This window comes from Rhizobium sp. BK176, assembly GCF_024808055.1.
Map to the genome: position 1 here is coordinate 327,355 of NZ_JANUBV010000003.1, position 17,359 is coordinate 344,713.

Annotated in this window: 18 protein-coding genes; 9 read left to right on the forward strand and 9 right to left on the reverse strand. The window is 60.7% G+C overall.

Going from position 1 to position 17,359, the window contains the following annotated elements; translation table 11 throughout:
- Positions 1-92 precede the first annotated feature (92 nt).
- The 4 genes from typA to ppa all read left to right on the forward strand — a co-directional run bounded on the left by typA (position 93) and on the right by ppa (position 6,025).
- On the forward strand, positions 93-1,910 hold the full coding sequence (gene typA, locus FHT76_RS14315) for a translational GTPase TypA (protein WP_183863720.1): 1,818 nt from the start codon (positions 93-95) through the stop codon (positions 1,908-1,910).
- Positions 1,911-2,112: 202 nt separating this feature from the next.
- Positions 2,113-2,619, forward strand: coding sequence for a GNAT family N-acetyltransferase (locus FHT76_RS14320; RefSeq protein WP_114714034.1), 507 nt, complete (start codon positions 2,113-2,115; stop codon positions 2,617-2,619).
- Positions 2,620-2,744: 125 nt separating this feature from the next.
- A complete protein-coding gene (locus tag FHT76_RS14325) occupies positions 2,745-5,390 on the forward strand; it encodes an AMP-binding protein (protein ID WP_183863719.1) in 2,646 nt (881 codons plus the stop codon).
- A 98-nt stretch (positions 5,391-5,488) separates the two neighbouring features.
- A complete protein-coding gene (gene ppa, locus FHT76_RS14330; protein ID WP_016556608.1) occupies positions 5,489-6,025 on the forward strand; it encodes an inorganic diphosphatase in 537 nt (178 codons plus the stop codon).
- Here ppa and FHT76_RS14335 read toward each other — a convergent pair whose 3' ends face one another.
- Both FHT76_RS14335 and FHT76_RS14340 read right to left on the reverse strand, forming a co-directional pair.
- Positions 6,026-6,340, reverse strand: a complete 315-nt coding sequence (locus FHT76_RS14335) for a DUF167 domain-containing protein (RefSeq protein ID WP_183755168.1) — start codon at positions 6,338-6,340, stop codon at positions 6,026-6,028. It lies immediately after the preceding gene.
- Entirely contained in the window at positions 6,337-6,627 is a 291-nt protein-coding gene (locus FHT76_RS14340) for a YggT family protein (protein WP_016556606.1), read from the reverse strand. Before FHT76_RS14340 ends, FHT76_RS14335 begins: the two co-directional genes overlap by 4 nt.
- Before the next feature lie 139 nt (positions 6,628-6,766).
- Here FHT76_RS14340 and FHT76_RS14345 point away from each other — a divergent pair, with 139 nt between their 5' ends.
- On the forward strand, positions 6,767-8,014 hold the full coding sequence (locus FHT76_RS14345; protein ID WP_183863718.1) for an MFS transporter: 1,248 nt from the start codon (positions 6,767-6,769) through the stop codon (positions 8,012-8,014).
- A gap of 6 nt (positions 8,015-8,020) precedes the next feature.
- Here FHT76_RS14345 and FHT76_RS14350 read toward each other — a convergent pair whose 3' ends face one another.
- The 7 genes from FHT76_RS14350 to hemC all read right to left on the reverse strand — a co-directional run bounded on the left by FHT76_RS14350 (position 8,021) and on the right by hemC (position 14,463).
- Positions 8,021-8,506: a RidA family protein gene (locus FHT76_RS14350; RefSeq protein WP_016556604.1), complete on the reverse strand. Its 486-nt coding sequence runs from the start codon at positions 8,504-8,506 to the stop codon at positions 8,021-8,023.
- 146 nt (positions 8,507-8,652) lie between these two features.
- The gene (locus tag FHT76_RS14355) at positions 8,653-9,405 is read right to left on the reverse strand and encodes a glutamine amidotransferase (RefSeq protein ID WP_183863717.1); all 753 of its coding nucleotides are present in this window, start codon (positions 9,403-9,405) and stop codon (positions 8,653-8,655) included.
- Positions 9,395-9,880, reverse strand: a complete 486-nt coding sequence (locus tag FHT76_RS14360) for a TerB family tellurite resistance protein (protein WP_183755171.1) — start codon at positions 9,878-9,880, stop codon at positions 9,395-9,397. The genes FHT76_RS14355 and FHT76_RS14360 overlap by 11 nt, the downstream gene beginning before the upstream one ends.
- A gap of 15 nt (positions 9,881-9,895) precedes the next feature.
- On the reverse strand, positions 9,896-11,488 hold the full coding sequence (locus FHT76_RS14365) for a heme biosynthesis protein HemY (RefSeq protein ID WP_183863716.1): 1,593 nt from the start codon (positions 11,486-11,488) through the stop codon (positions 9,896-9,898).
- Between the two features lie 3 nt (positions 11,489-11,491).
- Positions 11,492-12,730, reverse strand: a complete 1,239-nt coding sequence (locus FHT76_RS14370) for a COG4223 family protein (RefSeq protein ID WP_183863715.1) — start codon at positions 12,728-12,730, stop codon at positions 11,492-11,494.
- 88 nt (positions 12,731-12,818) lie between these two features.
- The gene (locus FHT76_RS14375) at positions 12,819-13,526 is read right to left on the reverse strand and encodes a uroporphyrinogen-III synthase (RefSeq protein WP_183863714.1); all 708 of its coding nucleotides are present in this window, start codon (positions 13,524-13,526) and stop codon (positions 12,819-12,821) included.
- A 7-nt stretch (positions 13,527-13,533) separates the two neighbouring features.
- Complete coding sequence (gene hemC, locus FHT76_RS14380; RefSeq protein WP_183863713.1) at positions 13,534-14,463, reverse strand: hydroxymethylbilane synthase; 930 nt, start codon at positions 14,461-14,463, stop codon at positions 13,534-13,536.
- Positions 14,464-14,536: 73 nt separating this feature from the next.
- Between hemC and tsaD the strand changes: the two genes are divergently transcribed.
- The 4 genes from tsaD to FHT76_RS14400 are packed head-to-tail and all read left to right on the forward strand — an operon-like array spanning position 14,537 to position 17,352.
- A complete protein-coding gene (tsaD, locus tag FHT76_RS14385) occupies positions 14,537-15,634 on the forward strand; it encodes a tRNA (adenosine(37)-N6)-threonylcarbamoyltransferase complex transferase subunit TsaD (RefSeq protein ID WP_259126876.1) in 1,098 nt (365 codons plus the stop codon).
- On the forward strand, positions 15,631-16,614 hold the full coding sequence (locus FHT76_RS14390; protein WP_259126875.1) for an NAD(P)H-dependent glycerol-3-phosphate dehydrogenase: 984 nt from the start codon (positions 15,631-15,633) through the stop codon (positions 16,612-16,614). The genes tsaD and FHT76_RS14390 overlap by 4 nt, the downstream gene beginning before the upstream one ends.
- Before the next feature lie 10 nt (positions 16,615-16,624).
- Complete coding sequence (locus FHT76_RS14395) at positions 16,625-16,918, forward strand: YciI-like protein (RefSeq protein ID WP_114714021.1); 294 nt, start codon at positions 16,625-16,627, stop codon at positions 16,916-16,918.
- A 2-nt stretch (positions 16,919-16,920) separates the two neighbouring features.
- The gene (locus tag FHT76_RS14400; protein ID WP_007794193.1) at positions 16,921-17,352 is read left to right on the forward strand and encodes an EVE domain-containing protein; all 432 of its coding nucleotides are present in this window, start codon (positions 16,921-16,923) and stop codon (positions 17,350-17,352) included.
- The last annotated feature ends 7 nt before the right edge of the window (positions 17,353-17,359 follow it).

The window sequence follows — 17,359 nt, forward strand, 5'->3', positions numbered from 1 at the left end:
CTTTCGCAAACGCGAAAAACACTGTATGAGCCGCCCAAATGAAATTGGCGCCTTCTCCCAGCGCGGCGCCCCAGCTTCAGAGATATAGACATATGGCACTTCGCAACATCGCGATTATCGCGCACGTTGACCATGGCAAGACGACACTGGTTGACGAACTCCTGAAACAGTCCGGCTCGTTCCGCGAGAACCAGCGCGTTGCAGAACGCGTCATGGACTCCAACGACCTGGAAAAGGAGCGCGGCATCACGATTCTTGCCAAGGCGACCTCGGTCGAGTGGAAGGGTGTTCGCATCAACATCGTCGACACCCCCGGCCACGCCGACTTCGGCGGTGAAGTCGAGCGTATTCTCTCGATGGTGGATGGCGCGATCGTTCTGGTCGACTCGTCGGAAGGCCCGATGCCGCAGACCAAGTTCGTCGTCTCCAAGGCGCTGAAGGTCGGCCTCCGTCCGATCGTCGCGATCAACAAGATCGACCGTCCCGATGGCCGCCACGAGGAAGTCATCAACGAAGTGTTCGACCTCTTCGCCAGCCTCGACGCCACGGACGAGCAGCTCGACTTCCCGATCCTCTACGGTTCGGGTCGCGATGGCTGGATGAACGTCAATCCTGAGGGCCCGAAGGACCAGGGTCTCGCACCGCTGCTCGACCTCGTGCTGAACCACGTTCCGGAGCCGACGGTTGCCGATGGCCCGTTCACGATGATCGGCACGATCCTCGAAGCCAACCCCTTCCTCGGCCGCATCATCACCGGCCGTATCAATTCCGGCTCGATCAAGCCGAACCAGGCCGTCAAGGTTCTCGGCCAGGATGGCAAGCTGATCGAAAGCGGTCGTATCTCGAAGATCCTCGCCTTCCGCGGTATCGAGCGCACCTCGATCGACGAAGCGCATGCAGGCGACATCGTCGCGATCGCCGGCCTCTCCAAGGGCACGGTTGCCGACACCTTCTGTGATCCGGCGATCACCGAAGCGCTGACCGCGCAGCCGATCGATCCGCCGACCGTCACCATGTCCTTCATCGTCAACGACAGCCCGCTGGCTGGCACCGAGGGTGACAAGGTTACCTCGCGCGTCATCCGCGACCGCTTGTTCAAGGAAGCCGAAGGCAACGTCGCGCTGAAGATCGAAGAAGCCGAAGGCAAGGATTCGTTCTACGTATCCGGCCGCGGCGAATTGCAGCTCGCTGTTCTGATCGAAACCATGCGCCGCGAAGGCTTCGAGCTCGCCGTGTCGCGTCCGCGCGTCGTCATGCACAAGGATGACAGCGGCAACACGATGGAACCGATCGAAGAAGTCGTCATCGACGTCGACGAAGAGCACTCCGGCGTCGTCGTGCAGAAGATGTCCGAGCGCAAGGCTGAAATGACCGAGCTGCGTCCTTCGGGCGGCAACCGCGTTCGCCTGGTGTTCAACGCGCCGACCCGCGGCCTGATCGGCTACCAGTCCGAACTGCTGACCGACACGCGCGGTACCGCCGTGATGAACCGCCTGTTCAAGGACTACCAGCCCTTCAAGGGCGAAATCGGTGGCCGTACGAACGGCGTTCTCCTTGCTAACGCTCCGGGCGAAGCCGTTGCCTACGCCATGTTCAACCTTGAAGATCGCGGCCCGATGATGATCGAGCCCGGCGAAAAGGTCTACATGGGCATGATCATCGGCATCCACAGCCGTGACAACGACCTCGAGGTCAACGTCCTCAAGGGCAAGCAGCTGACCAACATCCGCGCCGCCGGCAAGGACGAAGCCGTCAAGCTGACGCCGCCGATCCGCATGACGCTCGACCGCGCTCTCTCCTGGATCCAGGACGACGAGCTGATGGAAGTGACGCCGAAGTCGATCCGTCTGCGCAAGATGTATCTGGATGCGAACGATCGCAAGCGCTTCGCCAAGGCGAAGACGGCCTGAGTCATCCAGGCATTCTGAACACCAAAACCCCGGCCACCGTGCCGGGGTTTTTTATTGTGTGCCGCGTCGAATCCGGCTTGTCGCAATAGTTAAAGAAGCGTTAAATTTCAGTTGTCGTCCACATGTTAAGTCTGTGGGCAAGCGACCTGAATGCGCCGGACGCATATGGTTAATTGCCGGCAATCGGACCAGAGTACGCGTTATGAAGACGTTGTCGATCGATGTTCGGCGGGCCGAGCCGCACGATTCCCGAGCTATTTCGGAGGTGCATCGGCTTGCGTGGCAGCACACCTATGCGGGAATCATCCCGCACCGTGCGTTGCGACAGATGATCGAGCGTCGCGGTGAGAATTGGTGGCGCAAGGCCACCCGAGGGCCGGCAACGCTTCTCGTTCTCGATGTTGCCGGAACGGTCGCTGGTTACGCAACGCTTGGCCTCAATCGCGCCCGCGCCCTGCCTCAGGAAGGTGAGATCTACGAACTCTACCTTCGCCCAGAATATCAGGGCATTGGCCTCGGACATATGCTCTTCGGCGAAGCGAGACGCCTTCTGAAGTCATTGGGCTGCAAAGGGCTGGTTGTGTGGTGCCTTGAGGAGAACGAGAACGGGGCTCACTTCTACCGCAGCCATGGTGGTATCGACTATTGCGAAGGCATGGAAACCTTCGACCAGAAGCAGCTAAAAAAGATCGGCTTCATCTGGGGTTGAGGATCTTCCTTTCCCTATCGTTTTTTCCAGCGAAATTGACAGTTGCCGTCGTCACGAAAACTTGCAAATAACATTCAACTTATATAAGTCGCGGCTCACGCTCTTGGCGCGTGAGGGGGACAAGCATGTTGGATGGCTTTTGGACGCGTCTCGACCGCGGGGGTGACCGGCCCGCGTTGCTGCTGCCCTCCCGACCCGCCATTACTTACAGCGAGCTTGCCGATCGCGTCGCAACACTCGGCCGCGCTCTGGGCCCAACCAAAAAGCTGATGGCCATCGAAGCTGCGCATTCGGAGCATTCAATTATTGCCTATCTCGCAGCCCTTGCCGGCGGGCACGCGGTTGCATTGCTGCCGTCTGAGGACCGCGTCGCCTGGTCATCCTTCCTTGAGCGGTTTGCGCCCGAGATCGTCTACCGCCGTGAGGGTCGGCGCTGGCGGCTCACCGAAACAAACCTCAATTCCGGTGATGTGGCGGTGCATCCTGATCTTGCCCTCATGCTTGTGACATCGGGTAGTACGGGCAGTGGAAAGGCCGTGAGGTTGTCGAAGACAGCGGTGGCCGCCAACGCAGAGCAGATTGCCGACTATCTTGAACTGCTGGAAAGCGATGTTGGTGCGCTGGTCCTGCCGCTTCACTATTCATACGGTTTGTCTGTTCTCAATTCCCACCTTGCCGTCGGTGCCGCGATCTGGGTGCCAGGTACATCTGTCCTTGAACCGACATTCCTCGATGATTTCAGTGCCGCCCGATGCACCAACTTCGCAGGTGTTCCGCATTCCTACGAGCTCCTCGAGCAACGCGGGTTTCGCGAGCAGCACTATCCCGATCTTCGCTTCATGACGGTTGCCGGCGGACGTATGGAGTTGGAGGCGGTGCGGCGCTACCACGGGTGGCTGCAATACGAGGGGCAGCGCTTCTACGTGATGTATGGACAGACAGAAGCGACCGCACGAATTGCTTACGTCCCTCCTGAGCATCTGCCTGGGAGTGCAGATCGGATCGGGACCGCGGTGCCGGGCGGTGAGCTGTGGCTGGTCGACGAGAAGGGTGCAATAATCACGGACACCGACGTTGCCGGCGAGCTGGTATATCGTGGGCCCAACGTCATGCTCGGCTACGCCGACACCCGTCAAGATCTGGCGCGCGGTGCTGATATTGAGGAGCTTCGGACCGGTGATCTGGCCGCGCGCGATGCGGACGGACTGTTTCGGATCACGGGCCGTTTGCGGCGGATGTCCAAGATCGGCGGTGTCCGTCTCGGCCACGATGCGCTTGAAGCAGCGCTGGCTGCGAAAGGCATCACAGCCGCGGTCGTGGGCAACGACCAGCAGCTGCTTGCGGCCTTTGCAGGGTCGCAACGCGAGGAGGATGTTCGTGAGGCGCTGGCGGTGATTGCAGGCATCGGCTTGCCACAGGTGCGCGCGATCGGCTTTGAGGAGCTGCCGCGGCTTGCCAACGGTAAGATTGACTACGCACACCTCCGCCTACGCATGGAATCCCCGACGGCGTGCGAGCAAGCCACGGTCTTGAGCCTGTTTCGCGAAGTGTTTTTTCCCCGACGCGTCTCGCCCAACGACAGCTTTGCAGAGCTTGGCGGGGATTCGTTGCGTTATCTCGAGCTTACAGTCGGTCTCGAGCGGCTGCTTGGCAGGGTGCCGGATGGTTGGGAAAAGATAACTGTCGGTGTGCTGGCGGGTCTATCGCATTCGTCGAGCCCCCAACGAACGATCGCCAGTGACATTCTCCTGAAATCCATTGCAATCCTGCTGGTGGTGCTCCATCACGCCACGCCGTGGCCCATTCCTGGCGGTGCGGGCACAATGTTGGTGCTGTGCGGATACGGGCTGGCGCGCTTCCAGTCCAGTGCGCTTTTCGCCGGGGACCTGAGGCGTTTTCTGCTGCCGCTTAGCCTAGTTCTCTGGCCCTACTACCTTGTCGTCCTGGGTTTCAGTATTGCCTGGGGTGCAATACCGTGGGCCTCGGTCTTCCTGGTCGGCAACCTTGGCTTCGCTGAGCCTGATCGACATGAAATGCTGCCTTATCTCTACTGGTTCGTGGAGGCTTTCGCGCAGCTTCTGGTGCTTTGGGGAGCCTTGTTTGCTGTGCCGAGCATTCGCCGTTCTGCGGCAAGGGATCCTTTCCGTTTCGGCATGCTGTTTTTGGCGTTTGCCGTCCTCGCGCATTTCGCGGTCCCGGCGCTCTCGCCAGTTGGGCAGCGGCAGATATTCACCCTTGCCTGGGTGTTGCACCTTGCGGTTTTCGGATGGTGCGCGGCTTTTGCAAATTCGAGGAGCCGACGACTTGCGGTAATCGCCGCCGGATGCGCGGTCATGCCGCTTATGGCCTATACTGGCGGAAACTGGTCAGGGTCCTGGGTCCTCTATGGTATGCAGTTGCCGGTACTTGCCGTCCTTCTCTACGTGCCTCGGGTCAAGCTGCCCGCGACGCTTGCCGCCGTGCTGGTTGCGATCGCTGCCGGGAGCTATCACATTTACCTGCTACACCGGATTCTGCCGGAGGCCCTGTTTGATAGCGCCGATCCCGCGACCTTTAACGCGCCGCTACCGGTCGCAGTATCGGTCGTGTCCGGTCTATTGAGCGGCATACTTGCCCATCAGCTCCAGCGTCGCATCATGCTTGGCCAACGCTTGTGGGCAGGGTTGAGCTGGCTCGGCGATTGCCTGCGCCAGTCAGGCCGACAGGGGATGTCGTTCGGATCCGGTCGGCCCCTTGTAAGGGAACAACAGAGAAGTCGCGTGTCGCCTTGACGACCTCTTAGACGGGCCCAATCCACATTGGCGTGTTGCGTTGCGGGATGATTCCCAGTATCTGGCAACCATCGACTTAACCTTTAGAGGGAAGCTCTATGCGCATCGACGCCGTTTCCATTGGCAAGAACCCGCCGGAAGATGTCAACGTCATCGTTGAGGTGCCCGTCGGCGGCCACCCGATTAAGTACGAAATGGACAAGGAAGCCGGTACGCTGGTTGTCGATCGCTTCCTCTATACGCCGATGACTTATCCGGGCAACTACGGCTTCGTGCCGCATACGCTCTCCGAAGACGGCGACCCGATCGACGTCCTCATCGCCAGCACCCGTCCGCTCGTTCCGGGCTGTGTTATCAACGTGCGCCCAATCGGCGTTCTGAAGATGGAAGACAATTCCGGCAAGGACGAGAAGATCATCGCCGTACCTTCGCCGAAGCTCACGCTGCGCTACGAGAAGGTGAAGGACTACACCGACCTTCCGGATATCACGCTGAAGCAGATCGAGCACTTCTTCGAGCATTACAAGGATCTTGAGCCCGGCAAGTGGGTGAAGATTTTTGGTTGGGGCGATTCCAAGGAAGCTGGCGCACTGATCCTCGAGGCGATCGAACGCGCCAAGAAGGAAAAAGCGTAATCAGCTTTCGAGACGAGCACTCAATTTCCTGATCAAATCCTCCGGGTCGCCATCGATCCGGAGGATTTTTTTACGCGATGTGTCGCCGGAGGCGATACTGACGGATGATTTCGCGACCGCAAGCGACCTCGCTATGAGCGCGATCAAGGCTTTGTTCGCCTTACCCTTCTCGGGAGCCACAGCCACCCTGGCTTTGAGGTGAGACTTGTCCTCGGCGTCTACTTCAATGCCGTCAATGGCATCGCGCCCGCCGTTGGGCGTCAAGCGAACTGCCAGAGATATGTGGTCGGTGAAAGCAGCCCAGGGCCGGTTCATGCCACCAGCGGGAAGATCGAATTCCACATCAGCGAGCGCACGAAGAAGATGATCAGCAGCAGGATGATTGGCGAAATGTCGATACCGCCAAGGTTCGGCAGCACGCGACGGATCGGCCGTAGCAGCGGTTCGGTGACGTTGTAGAGGAACATGCCGACCGAATTGACGAACTGATTGCTGGAGTTGATTACGTTGAACGCATACAGCCAGGAGAAGATGGCGCTGGCGATCAGCACCCAAGTATAGAGATTCAAAGCCAAATCAATGGTTTGAAAAAGCGCAAGCATTGCAATCTCCAGTTCGTTGTTGACAGACATGTAGACATTGGCGACTAAACGAGCAAGTGCTGTCTCGAAACGCATTGTAAATCATGTTTAACAGCGGCGTCGTGCGTTGGCGTCTGGCCTGTTGTCCTGGAAAGCCCTCATGTCCTTTTCGCCAACCGGAGACCGTTTTGCCGCGTTCCGGCATCCTTCATATACTCGGTTCTTCTTCGCACGATTTCTCCTGTCCTTTTCGCAACAGATCGTCAGCGTGGCAGTTGGCTGGCAGATGTACGATCAGACCGGCAGCGCCATCTATCTCGGCCTGATTGGCCTGGTGCAATTTCTGCCGTCCTTGGTACTGATCCTTGTCACGGGGTCGGTCGCCGACCGGCATAACCGGCGTGCGATCGCTGCCCTTTGCTCGCTCGTAAGCGCGCTGTGCACGCTCGCACTGTTGTTGATGACGATTACGGGCACGTTCTCGCCACTACCGGTATTTGCTGTGCTGCTGGTGTTTGGCATCGAACGCGCCTTCATGTCGCCGGCCGTTCAGTCGCTCGCACCAAACCTTGTGCCAGCACAAGACTTGTCGAATGCCATCGCCTGGAATTCGTCCTCATGGCAACTAGCGGCGATTACAGGACCGGTTCTCGGCGGTCTCTTGTATGGCATCAGTCCTCACACGGCCTACACGGTTGCTGTTGTCTTCGCCGCACTGGGCGCAGCACTGCTCTACATGATCCCCAAACCGCCGCAGAAAACGACCGGCGAAGCCAAGAGCTGGGATATGATCCTCGGTGGCTTCCGCTTCATCCGTGCCGAGAAGGTCGTACTCGGCGCCATATCGCTGGACCTCTTTGCGGTGCTGCTCGGTGGCGCGACGGCACTGATGCCGATCTTTGCGCGGGATATCCTGACCCTCGGCCCATGGGGGCTTGGTCTCCTGCGATCGGCACCCGGGGTCGGCGCCATTGCAATGGCGATTTTTCTCGCTGCCTATCCACTCAGGCATCGTGCGGGCGTTGCCATGTTCATCGGCGTTGCCCTGTTCGGTATTGGCACCATCGCGTTCGGATTCTCGACCAGCACGGAACTATCGATCGCAGCGCTGGCCATCATGGGGGCGGCCGACATGATTTCCGTCTATGTGCGGGAAAGCCTGATCGCCCTCTGGACGCCGGACGAATTGCGCGGCCGAGTCAATGCCGTCAACATGGTCTTTGTCGGCGCCTCCAATGAACTCGGAGAGTTTCGCGCCGGCACCATGGCGTCCATTTTTGGCGCCGTCCCTGCGGTTGTCATTGGCGGCATTGGGACACTTGCCGTAGCGGCAATTTGGGCAACGAGCTTTCCTAAGCTGCGCAAGATCGACAGCCTTGATGCGCCCGAGCGGCTTGGACAGGCGTGACGGTCTTCAGGTCGAGATAATGACCTCTGCTTCGATTTCGACGGGAAAGTTCAGCGGTAGGCCGGCAACGCCAATCGCTGATCGGGAGTGGCTACCGACTTCCGGTCCGAACACTTCGATGATCAGCTCGGTGAAACCGTTGATGACGGCCGGCGAATTGGCAAAGCGCGGCGCGCAATTCACCATACCGAAAACGCGGCACCAGCCAGTAATGCGATCAAGGCTGCCTAGTTCCCGCTTCAGACTGCCCAACATGGAAAGCGCTACTTTCCGAGCGGATGCCTTGGCCTCCTCAATGGAGATGTTCTCACCAACCGCTCCGAACGGGCCTGCAGGCGTACCATCGGTATTCTGTGGGCCGTGACCCGAGACGAATGCGCGATTACCGCGCACGTTCACCCACGGAAATGGCAGGACCATATTGGAAGGCAGTTTCAATGGCTGCGGTAGAACCAATCCCAACGCGGCAAGTCTCTGCTCGTAATTGGCCATGGAATTCCTCCGGAGATAGCTTTGCTCGTCATTGCTCGGGTACGGAAATCCGAAGATCTGATCTTGGATCGGAACATTCTTACTGGCGGGTATCGCCAAAGTGGTCGTTGGCGATCCTAGCACGCCGCGGTGCAGGGCGCACGCCGCTAAGCGGAAAGGACGGCCTTGGACGTTGCGACGGATTTCTTGGCCTCGAAAACAATATCGAGGAACTCACTCAGCCATGCCTTTAGCGGCGCGTCGAAGAGCATGCGTCCTTCCAGGTGTTCACGGCCCTGTTGCGCATTCGGAAGTATGAAGCGATGAGCGCCGTGGACCACCCAGCGGTGCATCATCGCGCGTGTCAGCTCGGCATGGAACTGGAGCCCCCAGGCATGGCCATCATAACGAAAGGCCTGATTGGGATAGGTGTCGCCTTCAGCCAGCAATTCCGCTCCGTGTGGCAGGTCAAAGCCTTCGCGGTGAAAGTGATAGACCATCCTCGGCCAGTGCATCAGCAGGCGGCCTTTCTCGGTCGGGCGCAAAGGATACCAGCCGATTTCGGTGGAGCCGTCGGCATTTGCCTGGACCTTGCCGCCGAGTTGCCGGACAAGCATCTGCGCGCCAAGGCAGATGCCGAGCAGTGGACGCTTTTCTCTGAGCGGCACATCGAGCCAATTGATTTCCGTCTTGACGAAGTCATCTGTATCGTTGGCGCTCATCGGACCACCGAAGACGACGGCACCCGCATGTTCCGCAAGCGTCGAGGGAAGCCTATCGCCGAGAACCGGGCGTCGGATATCGAGCCGGTATCCCTTCTCGACCAGTAGCTGACCGACCCGTCCGGGGCTCGAACGCTCCTGATGGAGGACGATCAAGACGGGACGTTTGTCGTCCTCCGGTAAACGGTCAGTCGGCATCGTCCTGCACCACCTCGGCATCCGTGACCCGTCGCGCTGCCTCCTGCCGCTTCTGGATACGCTCGCGGGCGGAGACACCGAGAAGCTCGGCAATGCGCCAGATCGCATCATCCTCCATCTCGCTACGCTCTCCATCGGCATAGACGATGTCCCAGAGAACCCCGATCAGCTCGAGCCGCTGTTCGGTGTTAAGGTGACGCTTGAGATCCGAGGTGAAGCGGTAGTAGTCGACGGCATCGCTTTCCGCCTCCTGGCCGGCGGCGATCAGCGCGTCGAGTTGCTTGCGATCGAGCCCGTACTGATCCTTCAGCAGCTTGCGAAGTCGCTTCGTTTCGCTGTCCTTGACCTGCCCATCGGCCTCCATGACCTGCATGCAGAGCGCGGCCACAGCGATGCGCGGATCGTCGGGCGCAAAGCCCTTCTTTGTGTTGTCGGAAGTCAGATTCTGAAAGAATTCCTGGAAGCGTTCGAACATTTAGGTCCTGTTTAATTAGAAAAGGCGGAGCCGTGTCTTGGGTTCTGGTTCCGCTGCTGGATTGCGAACGCCGGGATCGTCCGGCAGGCCGCCAAAGAAGGGGCGCGGTTCGGGTGAAGGTGCTGCGTCAGTCGGCTGTTTGCTTGTTCCCGGCTGCTTCGGAGACGGTCGCGCCGCCTCGGCGATCGTTGCAGCCCGCTCGAGTTCGATGATGCGATGATCGCTTGCCAGGTTTTCAGAACGGGCTTCGCGCACGGGGGGGAGCGTTTTCAGAGCGCTGTCGATCGAGATCGTTGTGCTTTCGTCAACTGCCTTGTCCACGTGGTCGAACGGCGCTTTCCAGACAAAAGCGTCCAATCGACCGCTGACTGGCGAGAGCGGCAACCATTTGTCGGAAACGAAACCGTCCGCCACCCATGCCGGATCGCGCGGAGCCTTCAGGGCTTGGGCAAGCCAGTGGCGAATACGACCTTGATCGCCGGTTTCGGCCTCCTCGATGTCGGCAAGCAGCAGGAAAACGGCTTCGCGTGGCTCGATGCGGGCGGCGGCCTCCGCCTTGGCGCGGGCCTTGGCAAAATCCTGAGTGTCGAGAGCGGCCTGAGCGACCAGGAGCAGAGATTCGACGTTGTTTGGCCGCATTGCTTCCAGGCGCTCGGCGCGCTTGAGGCGGTCGGCAGCAGAATCGCCGCTGCGCGCACGCACATAGGTGCCGCCGATGTCCGGATGCGGGTTCGACTTCCATGCCTGTTCGAGGATGGAGGCCGCCTTGCGCAGCTTGTCTTCACGGAACAGGGCTTTCGCGGCGATAATTGCGGCAGGCTCGAAGTCGGCCGAAAGCTTGAGGGCATGCGTAGCGTCGTCGCGCGCGCCCGCCGGATCGTTCTCGAGTTTCTCGGTGGCGCGAGCGGTCAACAGAACGGCGCGAAGCCTGTCAGCCTCGGCCTTTTCGATGACGCGACCTGCCTTTTGCTGCTCCAGCAACCGCATCGCATCATCCCAGCGCCCGGCCTGGCTGCGATACTCGAGCGTTGCCTGGGCGGCCCATGGCAGATAGGGCGCGTTGTCGGCAGCCTTTTCGGCATACTGCCGGGCCGCTTCGTTGGCGCCGAGGCGCTTGGCTTCGAGATACAGCCCACGCAACCCGAGTTCGCGAGTCTCGGGATCGTTTGTCATTTCCTCGAACTTGGCACGCGCTTCGTCGTGGCGGCCCTCGATCAACGCGGCCTGCGCCTCGAGAAGTGCGATCAGCGGCTCCTGATCGGCGCGGATCAAACCGCGGGAGCGGGCGGCCATTTTGCGAGCCATCAGCGCGTTGCCCGCGCCTGCTGCAATTAAGCCAGTCGACAGCGCCTGATAGCCGCGATCGCGCTTGCGGGCGCGAAAATAGCGGGTGACGGAATAGGGCGACGTCCAGATTGTTCGCAGCAGCCACCATACGATCATCACGACCGCAATGAGCGCGATCAGGGCGCTCGCAGCGACGATGAGCCGGGTTTGGTAGAGCTGGCCTTCCCAAATCAGCGAAAGATCGCCCGGGCGATCGGCCAGCCACGAAAATCCATAGCCAAGCGCCAGAACGAGGAGGGCGAATACGACGAGCCTGATCATGCCTCAGCCCTCCTTGCCAGCGTTGGAAACAGCCTTGGACACTGCGCTGCCCACGAGATCCTCGACGCGGATGCGGGCTTCCAGGGATTGCTGGAATGCGGCGGAGGCCTGTTTGGCCTCAGCCGGCAAGGCGGCCCATTCCGATGCGGCGCCCTGCAGGTCGCCGTTTTTCACTTTGTCTTCCATGCGTGCGGCGATCGCTTCGACGCTTTCGCCATCGACGTTGCCGACAGGCCGGACCTTTACAAGCGACTTGGCGCCCGCCATCAACCGGTCGGACCAACTCTGGTTGGCATCGGTCTGATTGACGGAATCAACGATTGCTGTTGCGACATCCGGCACCTGGCGGACCAACTCGGCACGCGAGGGAACGCCGGTCTCCGCAAATTTGCGCAGATCCGCGGTCGCCGGATCATCGGGGGAAACCCCTGCAAAGGTGTCGAGTTCGGCGACGAACGGACCGCCGCGATCAATTGCTGCCTTCAGCGCGGCGGCGGCGATCGCCCGGGCGACGGCGACATCCTGCCGTGGCTCATTGAGCTTCTTTTCCGCCTCGGCAAGGCGTTGCTCAATATCCGCGCTGTCGGAGGATTTCTGCTCCGACGCTTGAGTGACGGCGCCACGCAGTTGATCGACCTGGCCGGTCAAATCTGCAATCTTCTGATTGAGAGCATCGACCGCAGTCGTGTCGGCCGCAGCGGGCGGGTTCTTGGTCGTCGCCTCCAATGCCGCGATACGTTGTTCCAGCGCACCGGTGTCGGAGGTGGGCGGAGCGGCGGCGAGATTGGCGACTGATTGCTTAAGGCCGTCGATCTCGGCGGAGAAGTTGGCGACGTCAGCCGATGGTGTCGCAGGCGCCGATGAGCTTGGCAGGTAGCCGGCATACTGAATGGCGCCTGCGCCAACAAGCGCAATCAGGCCGCCGACGATCCCGGCTGCGATCAGGCCCGACGTACCGCTGTGCGGTGGGGCGGCGGGCGGTGCTGGCGGAACGGGATTGCTTGGCTCGTGCGGCTCTGGTGAGGGTTCGGCAGCGGCCACCAGCGTTTCTTCGGGCAACGGCTCGCTGGTCAGGTCGGGCTGTGCTGGAGGCTCGTCCGCAGCGTTCGTATCGGGCGCTTCGGACGGCTTATCGGCTTTCGTTTCGGCATCCTTGGCAGAAGCAAATTCCTGCGCGTCCAGATCGATGGTGACCGGCTCTTCGGTGTTCTTCGAGTGGCGAGGCGGATTTCCTGGTGCCATGAGATCCTCTTACTGATGCATTGCAACGAAACTAGTCAGTGATGCTATTCAAGGAAAGAGGTTTGATAAAATTTGGGCGCGCTTGCGTTCAAAGGAGCGACAAAAGGCTGCGCTCTTCCGGCATCTCCGCAATGCTGACCGCACTCTGCAGCGGCGCAGGGATCACCTCCGCGACGGACTTGCTGAGGCAAAGAAAGCGCATTCCATCCGTGCTGCCGTCCTGCATCAGTGCCGCGGCCACATGGAAGAAATTTTCAGCCGTTTGGCGTGAATAAAGGAGCACCGCGTCGGGCCGTTGATCGATGAGGATCGTTTCCAACGTTTGAGGTGAGGGCTCGATCGGCTCCATCCGGTAACATTCCACAACGACGATCTGCAGACCCATTTCCTGCGCACGCTTCTCGAAGGTCGCTGCTCTTGGCGAGCCGGCGAGATAGACGACAGCGCCGCCTGCCTGTTTCGCGATTGTCTCGGCAAGGTCGGTGCCGCTGCCGCCTGATGCGGTGATGGAGGTAAAGCCGATCTTCCGCGCTTCTTCGGCCGTTGCATCGCCGACCGCAAAGACGGGGCGCGCACGATGGATGGCAAGTTCGGCTGCATGCGATGTAAGCGCCCTGATCGCTTCGGCACTGGTGATCGCTATGCTGCCCTTGGTCGTGGTTAAGCCGCGCAGCGCCGCACTGGCGTCGTGAACCGGTCGCGACAGTGGCAGCAGTATGGGCTCGTGCCCCAACTCGCGAAGACGCTTGGCGGTGCGCTCGCCCGAATGCTGAGGACGGGTCACGAGCACGCGCATCGAAGCGTCAACTCCAGTCGTCGAAGAAGCTGCTGCCGGCGCGTGCGCGGATTTCCTGCCCGGCACGGGTGCCAAGGGCGGCCGCGTCGCGCCTGTGGCCGTCGACGCTGACAGCGTGCTGATTGCGACCGTCAGGCGTGATGATCAGCCCGGAAAAGCGAACCTGGTCGCCTTCGCAAATGGCATAGCCGCCGATTGGCGTGCGGCAGGAGCCATCCAAAGCGGCGAGAAAAGCCCTTTCACAGGAAACCGCGTCGAAGGTCGCGGCATCATTGATGGGTACAAGCAGGTCGTCGACGCGGGCATCGCTAATGCGGCTTTCGATGCAGATCGCCCCCTGTGCCGGTGCGGGCGGAAAGGTATCCGCCGAAAGAATATCGGTTATCACGTCGACCTTGCCGAGACGCTTCAAGCCGGCGAGCGCAAGTAGCGTGGCGTCGACCTGGCCTTCCTGCAACTTTCTCAGTCGCGTATCGACAAGGCCGCGAAAGGTAATGACGTTGATGTCGGGCCGCATTCTGCGGATCAGCGCCTGGCGGCGGAGCGACGAAGAGCCAACGGTTGCGCCATGTGGCAGATCGATCAGCTTCGGCGCCGTGCGCCCGATCACCGCGTCGCGGACATCCTCGCGTGGCAGGTAGGCGGAAAGACAGAGCCCCTCCGGAAGTCGTGTCGGCATGTCCTTGGCGGAATGCACGGCAATGTCGAGATCGCCGCTTGCAAGCTGCTGTTCCAGTTCTTCGGTGAAAAGCCCCTTGCCGCCGATCTCGGCCAGCGAGCGGTCGGTGATGCGATCGCCCTTGGTGCTGAGAACGACGATTTCGAACATCTCTGCGGGAAGCCCATGCGCTGCCATCAGCCTGTCACGCGCTTCGTGAGCCTGGGCGAGCGCCAGCGGGCTACCTCGGGTGCCGATCCGGAAAGGTTTTGTTTGCATCCGCATTGATCCGTTGTTACCGGAGTTCCTCGTAAACGGGTTTAAGACCCATCGCAATCAACGATCAGGTTTCATGGCGCCCTTTCTACGCATCCTCGGCATCGAAACAAGCTGCGACGAAACCGCCGCAGCAGTGGTCGAGCGTGCTATCGACGGGCAGCCGACAGTGCGCTCTGACGTTGTCTTGAGCCAGCTCGAAGAGCATAGCGCTTACGGCGGCGTGGTGCCCGAGATCGCCGCGCGCGCCCATGTCGAGGCCCTCGATACGCTGATCGACGAGGCCTTGAAACGCGCCAATGTGTCACTCTCCGATATCGATGCCATCGCGGCAACCTCGGGGCCTGGGCTGATCGGTGGTCTGCTCGTCGGGCTCATGACCGGCAAAGCGATCGCCAAGGCGTCCGGGAAACCGCTCTATGCGGTCAATCACCTCGAAGGGCATGCATTGACGGCGCGGCTGACGGACGGGCTTGCATTTCCCTATCTGATGCTGCTCGTGTCCGGCGGCCATACGCAGCTTATTCTCGTGCGCGGCGTCGGACAATATGAACGCTGGGGTACGACGATCGACGACGCGCTTGGCGAGGCCTTCGACAAGACGGCGAAGTTGCTGAGTCTGCCGTATCCCGGCGGACCCGCGGTCGAGCGCGCCGCCAAGAGCGGTAACCCCGATCGGTTCAACTTTCCGCGACCGCTAGTTGGAGAGCCAAAGCTCAATTTCTCGTTCTCCGGCCTGAAGACGGCTGTGCGTCAGGCGGCGAGCGAAATCGCGCCGTTGACGGAGCAGGATGTCGCGGATATCTGCGCCTCGTTCCAGAAGGCAATCTCGGGCACGCTGAAGGATCGCATTGGCCGTGGGCTCGAGCGCTTCAAGGCCGAATTCCCAAACGTCGACGGTCGACCGGCTCTTGTGGTTGCCGGTGGGGTTGCGGCCAATCTGGAGGTTCGCAGTACCTTGCAGTCGCTTTGCGACAAGCATGGCTTTCGTTTCGTCGCGCCGCCGCTGCATTTGTGCACGGATAACGCTGTGATGATTGCCTGGGCAGGTCTGGAGCGCATGGCAACGGGCGTCGAGCCGGATGATCTCGATGTGCAGCCGCGCTCGCGCTGGCCGCTGGATTCAAGTGCCGAGACATTGCTTGGCTTCGGCAAGCGTGGAGCGAAAGCATGAGCGAAAAGATTGCTGTCGTCGGCGCTGGCGCCTTTGGAACGGCGCTTGCCGCAGTGATTGCCCTGACGGAGCGCAATGCAGTCACGCTGGTCGGCCGCGATCCTGAGTTGATCGCCGACCTGAAGGCCGAGCACCGGCATGACGCGGCCTTGCCGGGCATTGCCTTGCCGAAGTCGCTCGGCTTTTCCGCCGAACCGGATGCAATTTCTGATGCGGAGATCGTGCTTTTCGCGATGCCGTCGCAGGCACAGGCGGATGCGGCGAGGCAGTACCGACCCTATCTTGCAAGCAATGCCATCGTGGTGACCTGCGCGAAGGGCATCGAGAGGGCGACAGGCAACCTCTTGACCGACATGCTGGAGCGCGAAATTCCGGGTCACCCCGTGGCCGTACTGTCGGGGCCCGGCTTTGCTGCCGACATTGCCAAGGGACTGCCAACGGCGATGGCGATCGCTGCAGCGGATATAGACGTTGCCGAAAGGCTGGCCCACGCCATTTCCGGGCGGACGTTCCGGCTCTATGCCTCGTCTGATCGGATCGGCGTCCAGCTTGGCGGCGCACTGAAGAATGTCCTGGCGATCGCCTGCGGGATCGTGGAGGGCGCAGGGATCGGCGACTCTGCGCGCGCGGCGCTAATTGCCCGCGGGCTTGCCGAGATGTCGCGGTTTGTCGTCGCCAAAGGCGGGCAGGCGGATACTGTGCCTGGCCTCTCCGGCCTTGGTGATCTGGTCTTGACGGCGACCAGCCATCAGTCGCGCAACCTGCGCTTCGGGATCGCGCTCGGTCGCGGCGAGACGGTCGACCCCTCCCATGGCGAACTTGTCGAGGGTGCGTTTGCCGCCGCCGTGGCATCGCGCCTGGCACAGTCTCTTGGTGTCAGCATGCCAATTACCGATGCCGTGTCCGCCATCATCGAAGGCAAGCTCGGCATTGCCGAGGCCATCGATCAGCTCATGACGCGTCCGATAACGACTGAATAGGAGTTCCGATATGCTTTTTGCTCTCCTCTGCAAGGATAAACCCGATCATCTCAACGTTCGCATGGAGGCGAGACCCGCCCACGTGGAGCACCTCAACAAGCTCAATGCCGAGGGTGTGCTGAAGATGGCCGGCCCGTTTCTGGACGCCGAAGGCAAGCCCTGCGGCAGCCTCGTGATCATTCATGCCGATACGATCGAAGCAGCTAAGGCGCTGGCCGACAGCGATCCCTACACCAAGGCCGGTCTTTTTGAGAGCGTCGATATCAAGCCCTTCAACTGGGTCTTCAACAATCCGGAGGCATGAGCGTGGCGCATTGGCTTTACAAATCCGAACCCGCTTCCTGGTCGTGGGAGCAGCAAAAGGCTGCCGGCGAGAAGGGCACCGAATGGACCGGTGTCCGGAACTATCTCGCACGCAACAACATGCGGGCGATGCAGTTGGGGGACAAGGGCTTCTTCTATCACTCCAACGAGGGCCTCGAGATCGTCGGTATCGTCGAGGTCTGCGCACTGTCTCACCCTGACTCGACCGCCAAGGGCGATGACCGCTGGGACTGCGTTGATATTCGCGCCGTCTGCGACATCCCCAAGCCGGTCTCGCTGAAGGACATCAAGGCCAACGAGAAGTTCGCCAAGATGTCGCTCGTCACCTCCATGCGACTTTCGGTCCAGCCGGTCACGGACGAGGAGTATCTGGAGATCTGCCGCTTGGGCGGGCTCGACAATCCGCCGCGTTGAGCGACCA

Coding starts and splice junctions, on each gene's coding strand:
- typA (WP_183863720.1), top strand. CDS start 93: ATGGCACTTCGCAACATCGCGATTATCGCGCACGTTGACCATGGCAAG.
- FHT76_RS14320 (WP_114714034.1), top strand. CDS start 2,113: ATGAAGACGTTGTCGATCGATGTTCGGCGGGCCGAGCCGCACGATTCC.
- FHT76_RS14325 (WP_183863719.1), top strand. CDS start 2,745: ATGTTGGATGGCTTTTGGACGCGTCTCGACCGCGGGGGTGACCGGCCC.
- ppa (WP_016556608.1), top strand. CDS start 5,489: ATGCGCATCGACGCCGTTTCCATTGGCAAGAACCCGCCGGAAGATGTC.
- FHT76_RS14335 (WP_183755168.1), bottom strand. CDS start 6,340: ATGAACCGGCCCTGGGCTGCTTTCACCGACCACATATCTCTGGCAGTT.
- FHT76_RS14340 (WP_016556606.1), bottom strand. CDS start 6,627: ATGCTTGCGCTTTTTCAAACCATTGATTTGGCTTTGAATCTCTATACT.
- FHT76_RS14345 (WP_183863718.1), top strand. CDS start 6,767: ATGTCCTTTTCGCCAACCGGAGACCGTTTTGCCGCGTTCCGGCATCCT.
- FHT76_RS14350 (WP_016556604.1), bottom strand. CDS start 8,506: ATGGCCAATTACGAGCAGAGACTTGCCGCGTTGGGATTGGTTCTACCG.
- FHT76_RS14355 (WP_183863717.1), bottom strand. CDS start 9,405: ATGCCGACTGACCGTTTACCGGAGGACGACAAACGTCCCGTCTTGATC.
- FHT76_RS14360 (WP_183755171.1), bottom strand. CDS start 9,880: ATGTTCGAACGCTTCCAGGAATTCTTTCAGAATCTGACTTCCGACAAC.
- FHT76_RS14365 (WP_183863716.1), bottom strand. CDS start 11,488: ATGATCAGGCTCGTCGTATTCGCCCTCCTCGTTCTGGCGCTTGGCTAT.
- FHT76_RS14370 (WP_183863715.1), bottom strand. CDS start 12,730: ATGGCACCAGGAAATCCGCCTCGCCACTCGAAGAACACCGAAGAGCCG.
- FHT76_RS14375 (WP_183863714.1), bottom strand. CDS start 13,526: ATGCGCGTGCTCGTGACCCGTCCTCAGCATTCGGGCGAGCGCACCGCC.
- hemC (WP_183863713.1), bottom strand. CDS start 14,463: ATGCAAACAAAACCTTTCCGGATCGGCACCCGAGGTAGCCCGCTGGCG.
- tsaD (WP_259126876.1), top strand. CDS start 14,537: ATGGCGCCCTTTCTACGCATCCTCGGCATCGAAACAAGCTGCGACGAA.
- FHT76_RS14390 (WP_259126875.1), top strand. CDS start 15,631: ATGAGCGAAAAGATTGCTGTCGTCGGCGCTGGCGCCTTTGGAACGGCG.
- FHT76_RS14395 (WP_114714021.1), top strand. CDS start 16,625: ATGCTTTTTGCTCTCCTCTGCAAGGATAAACCCGATCATCTCAACGTT.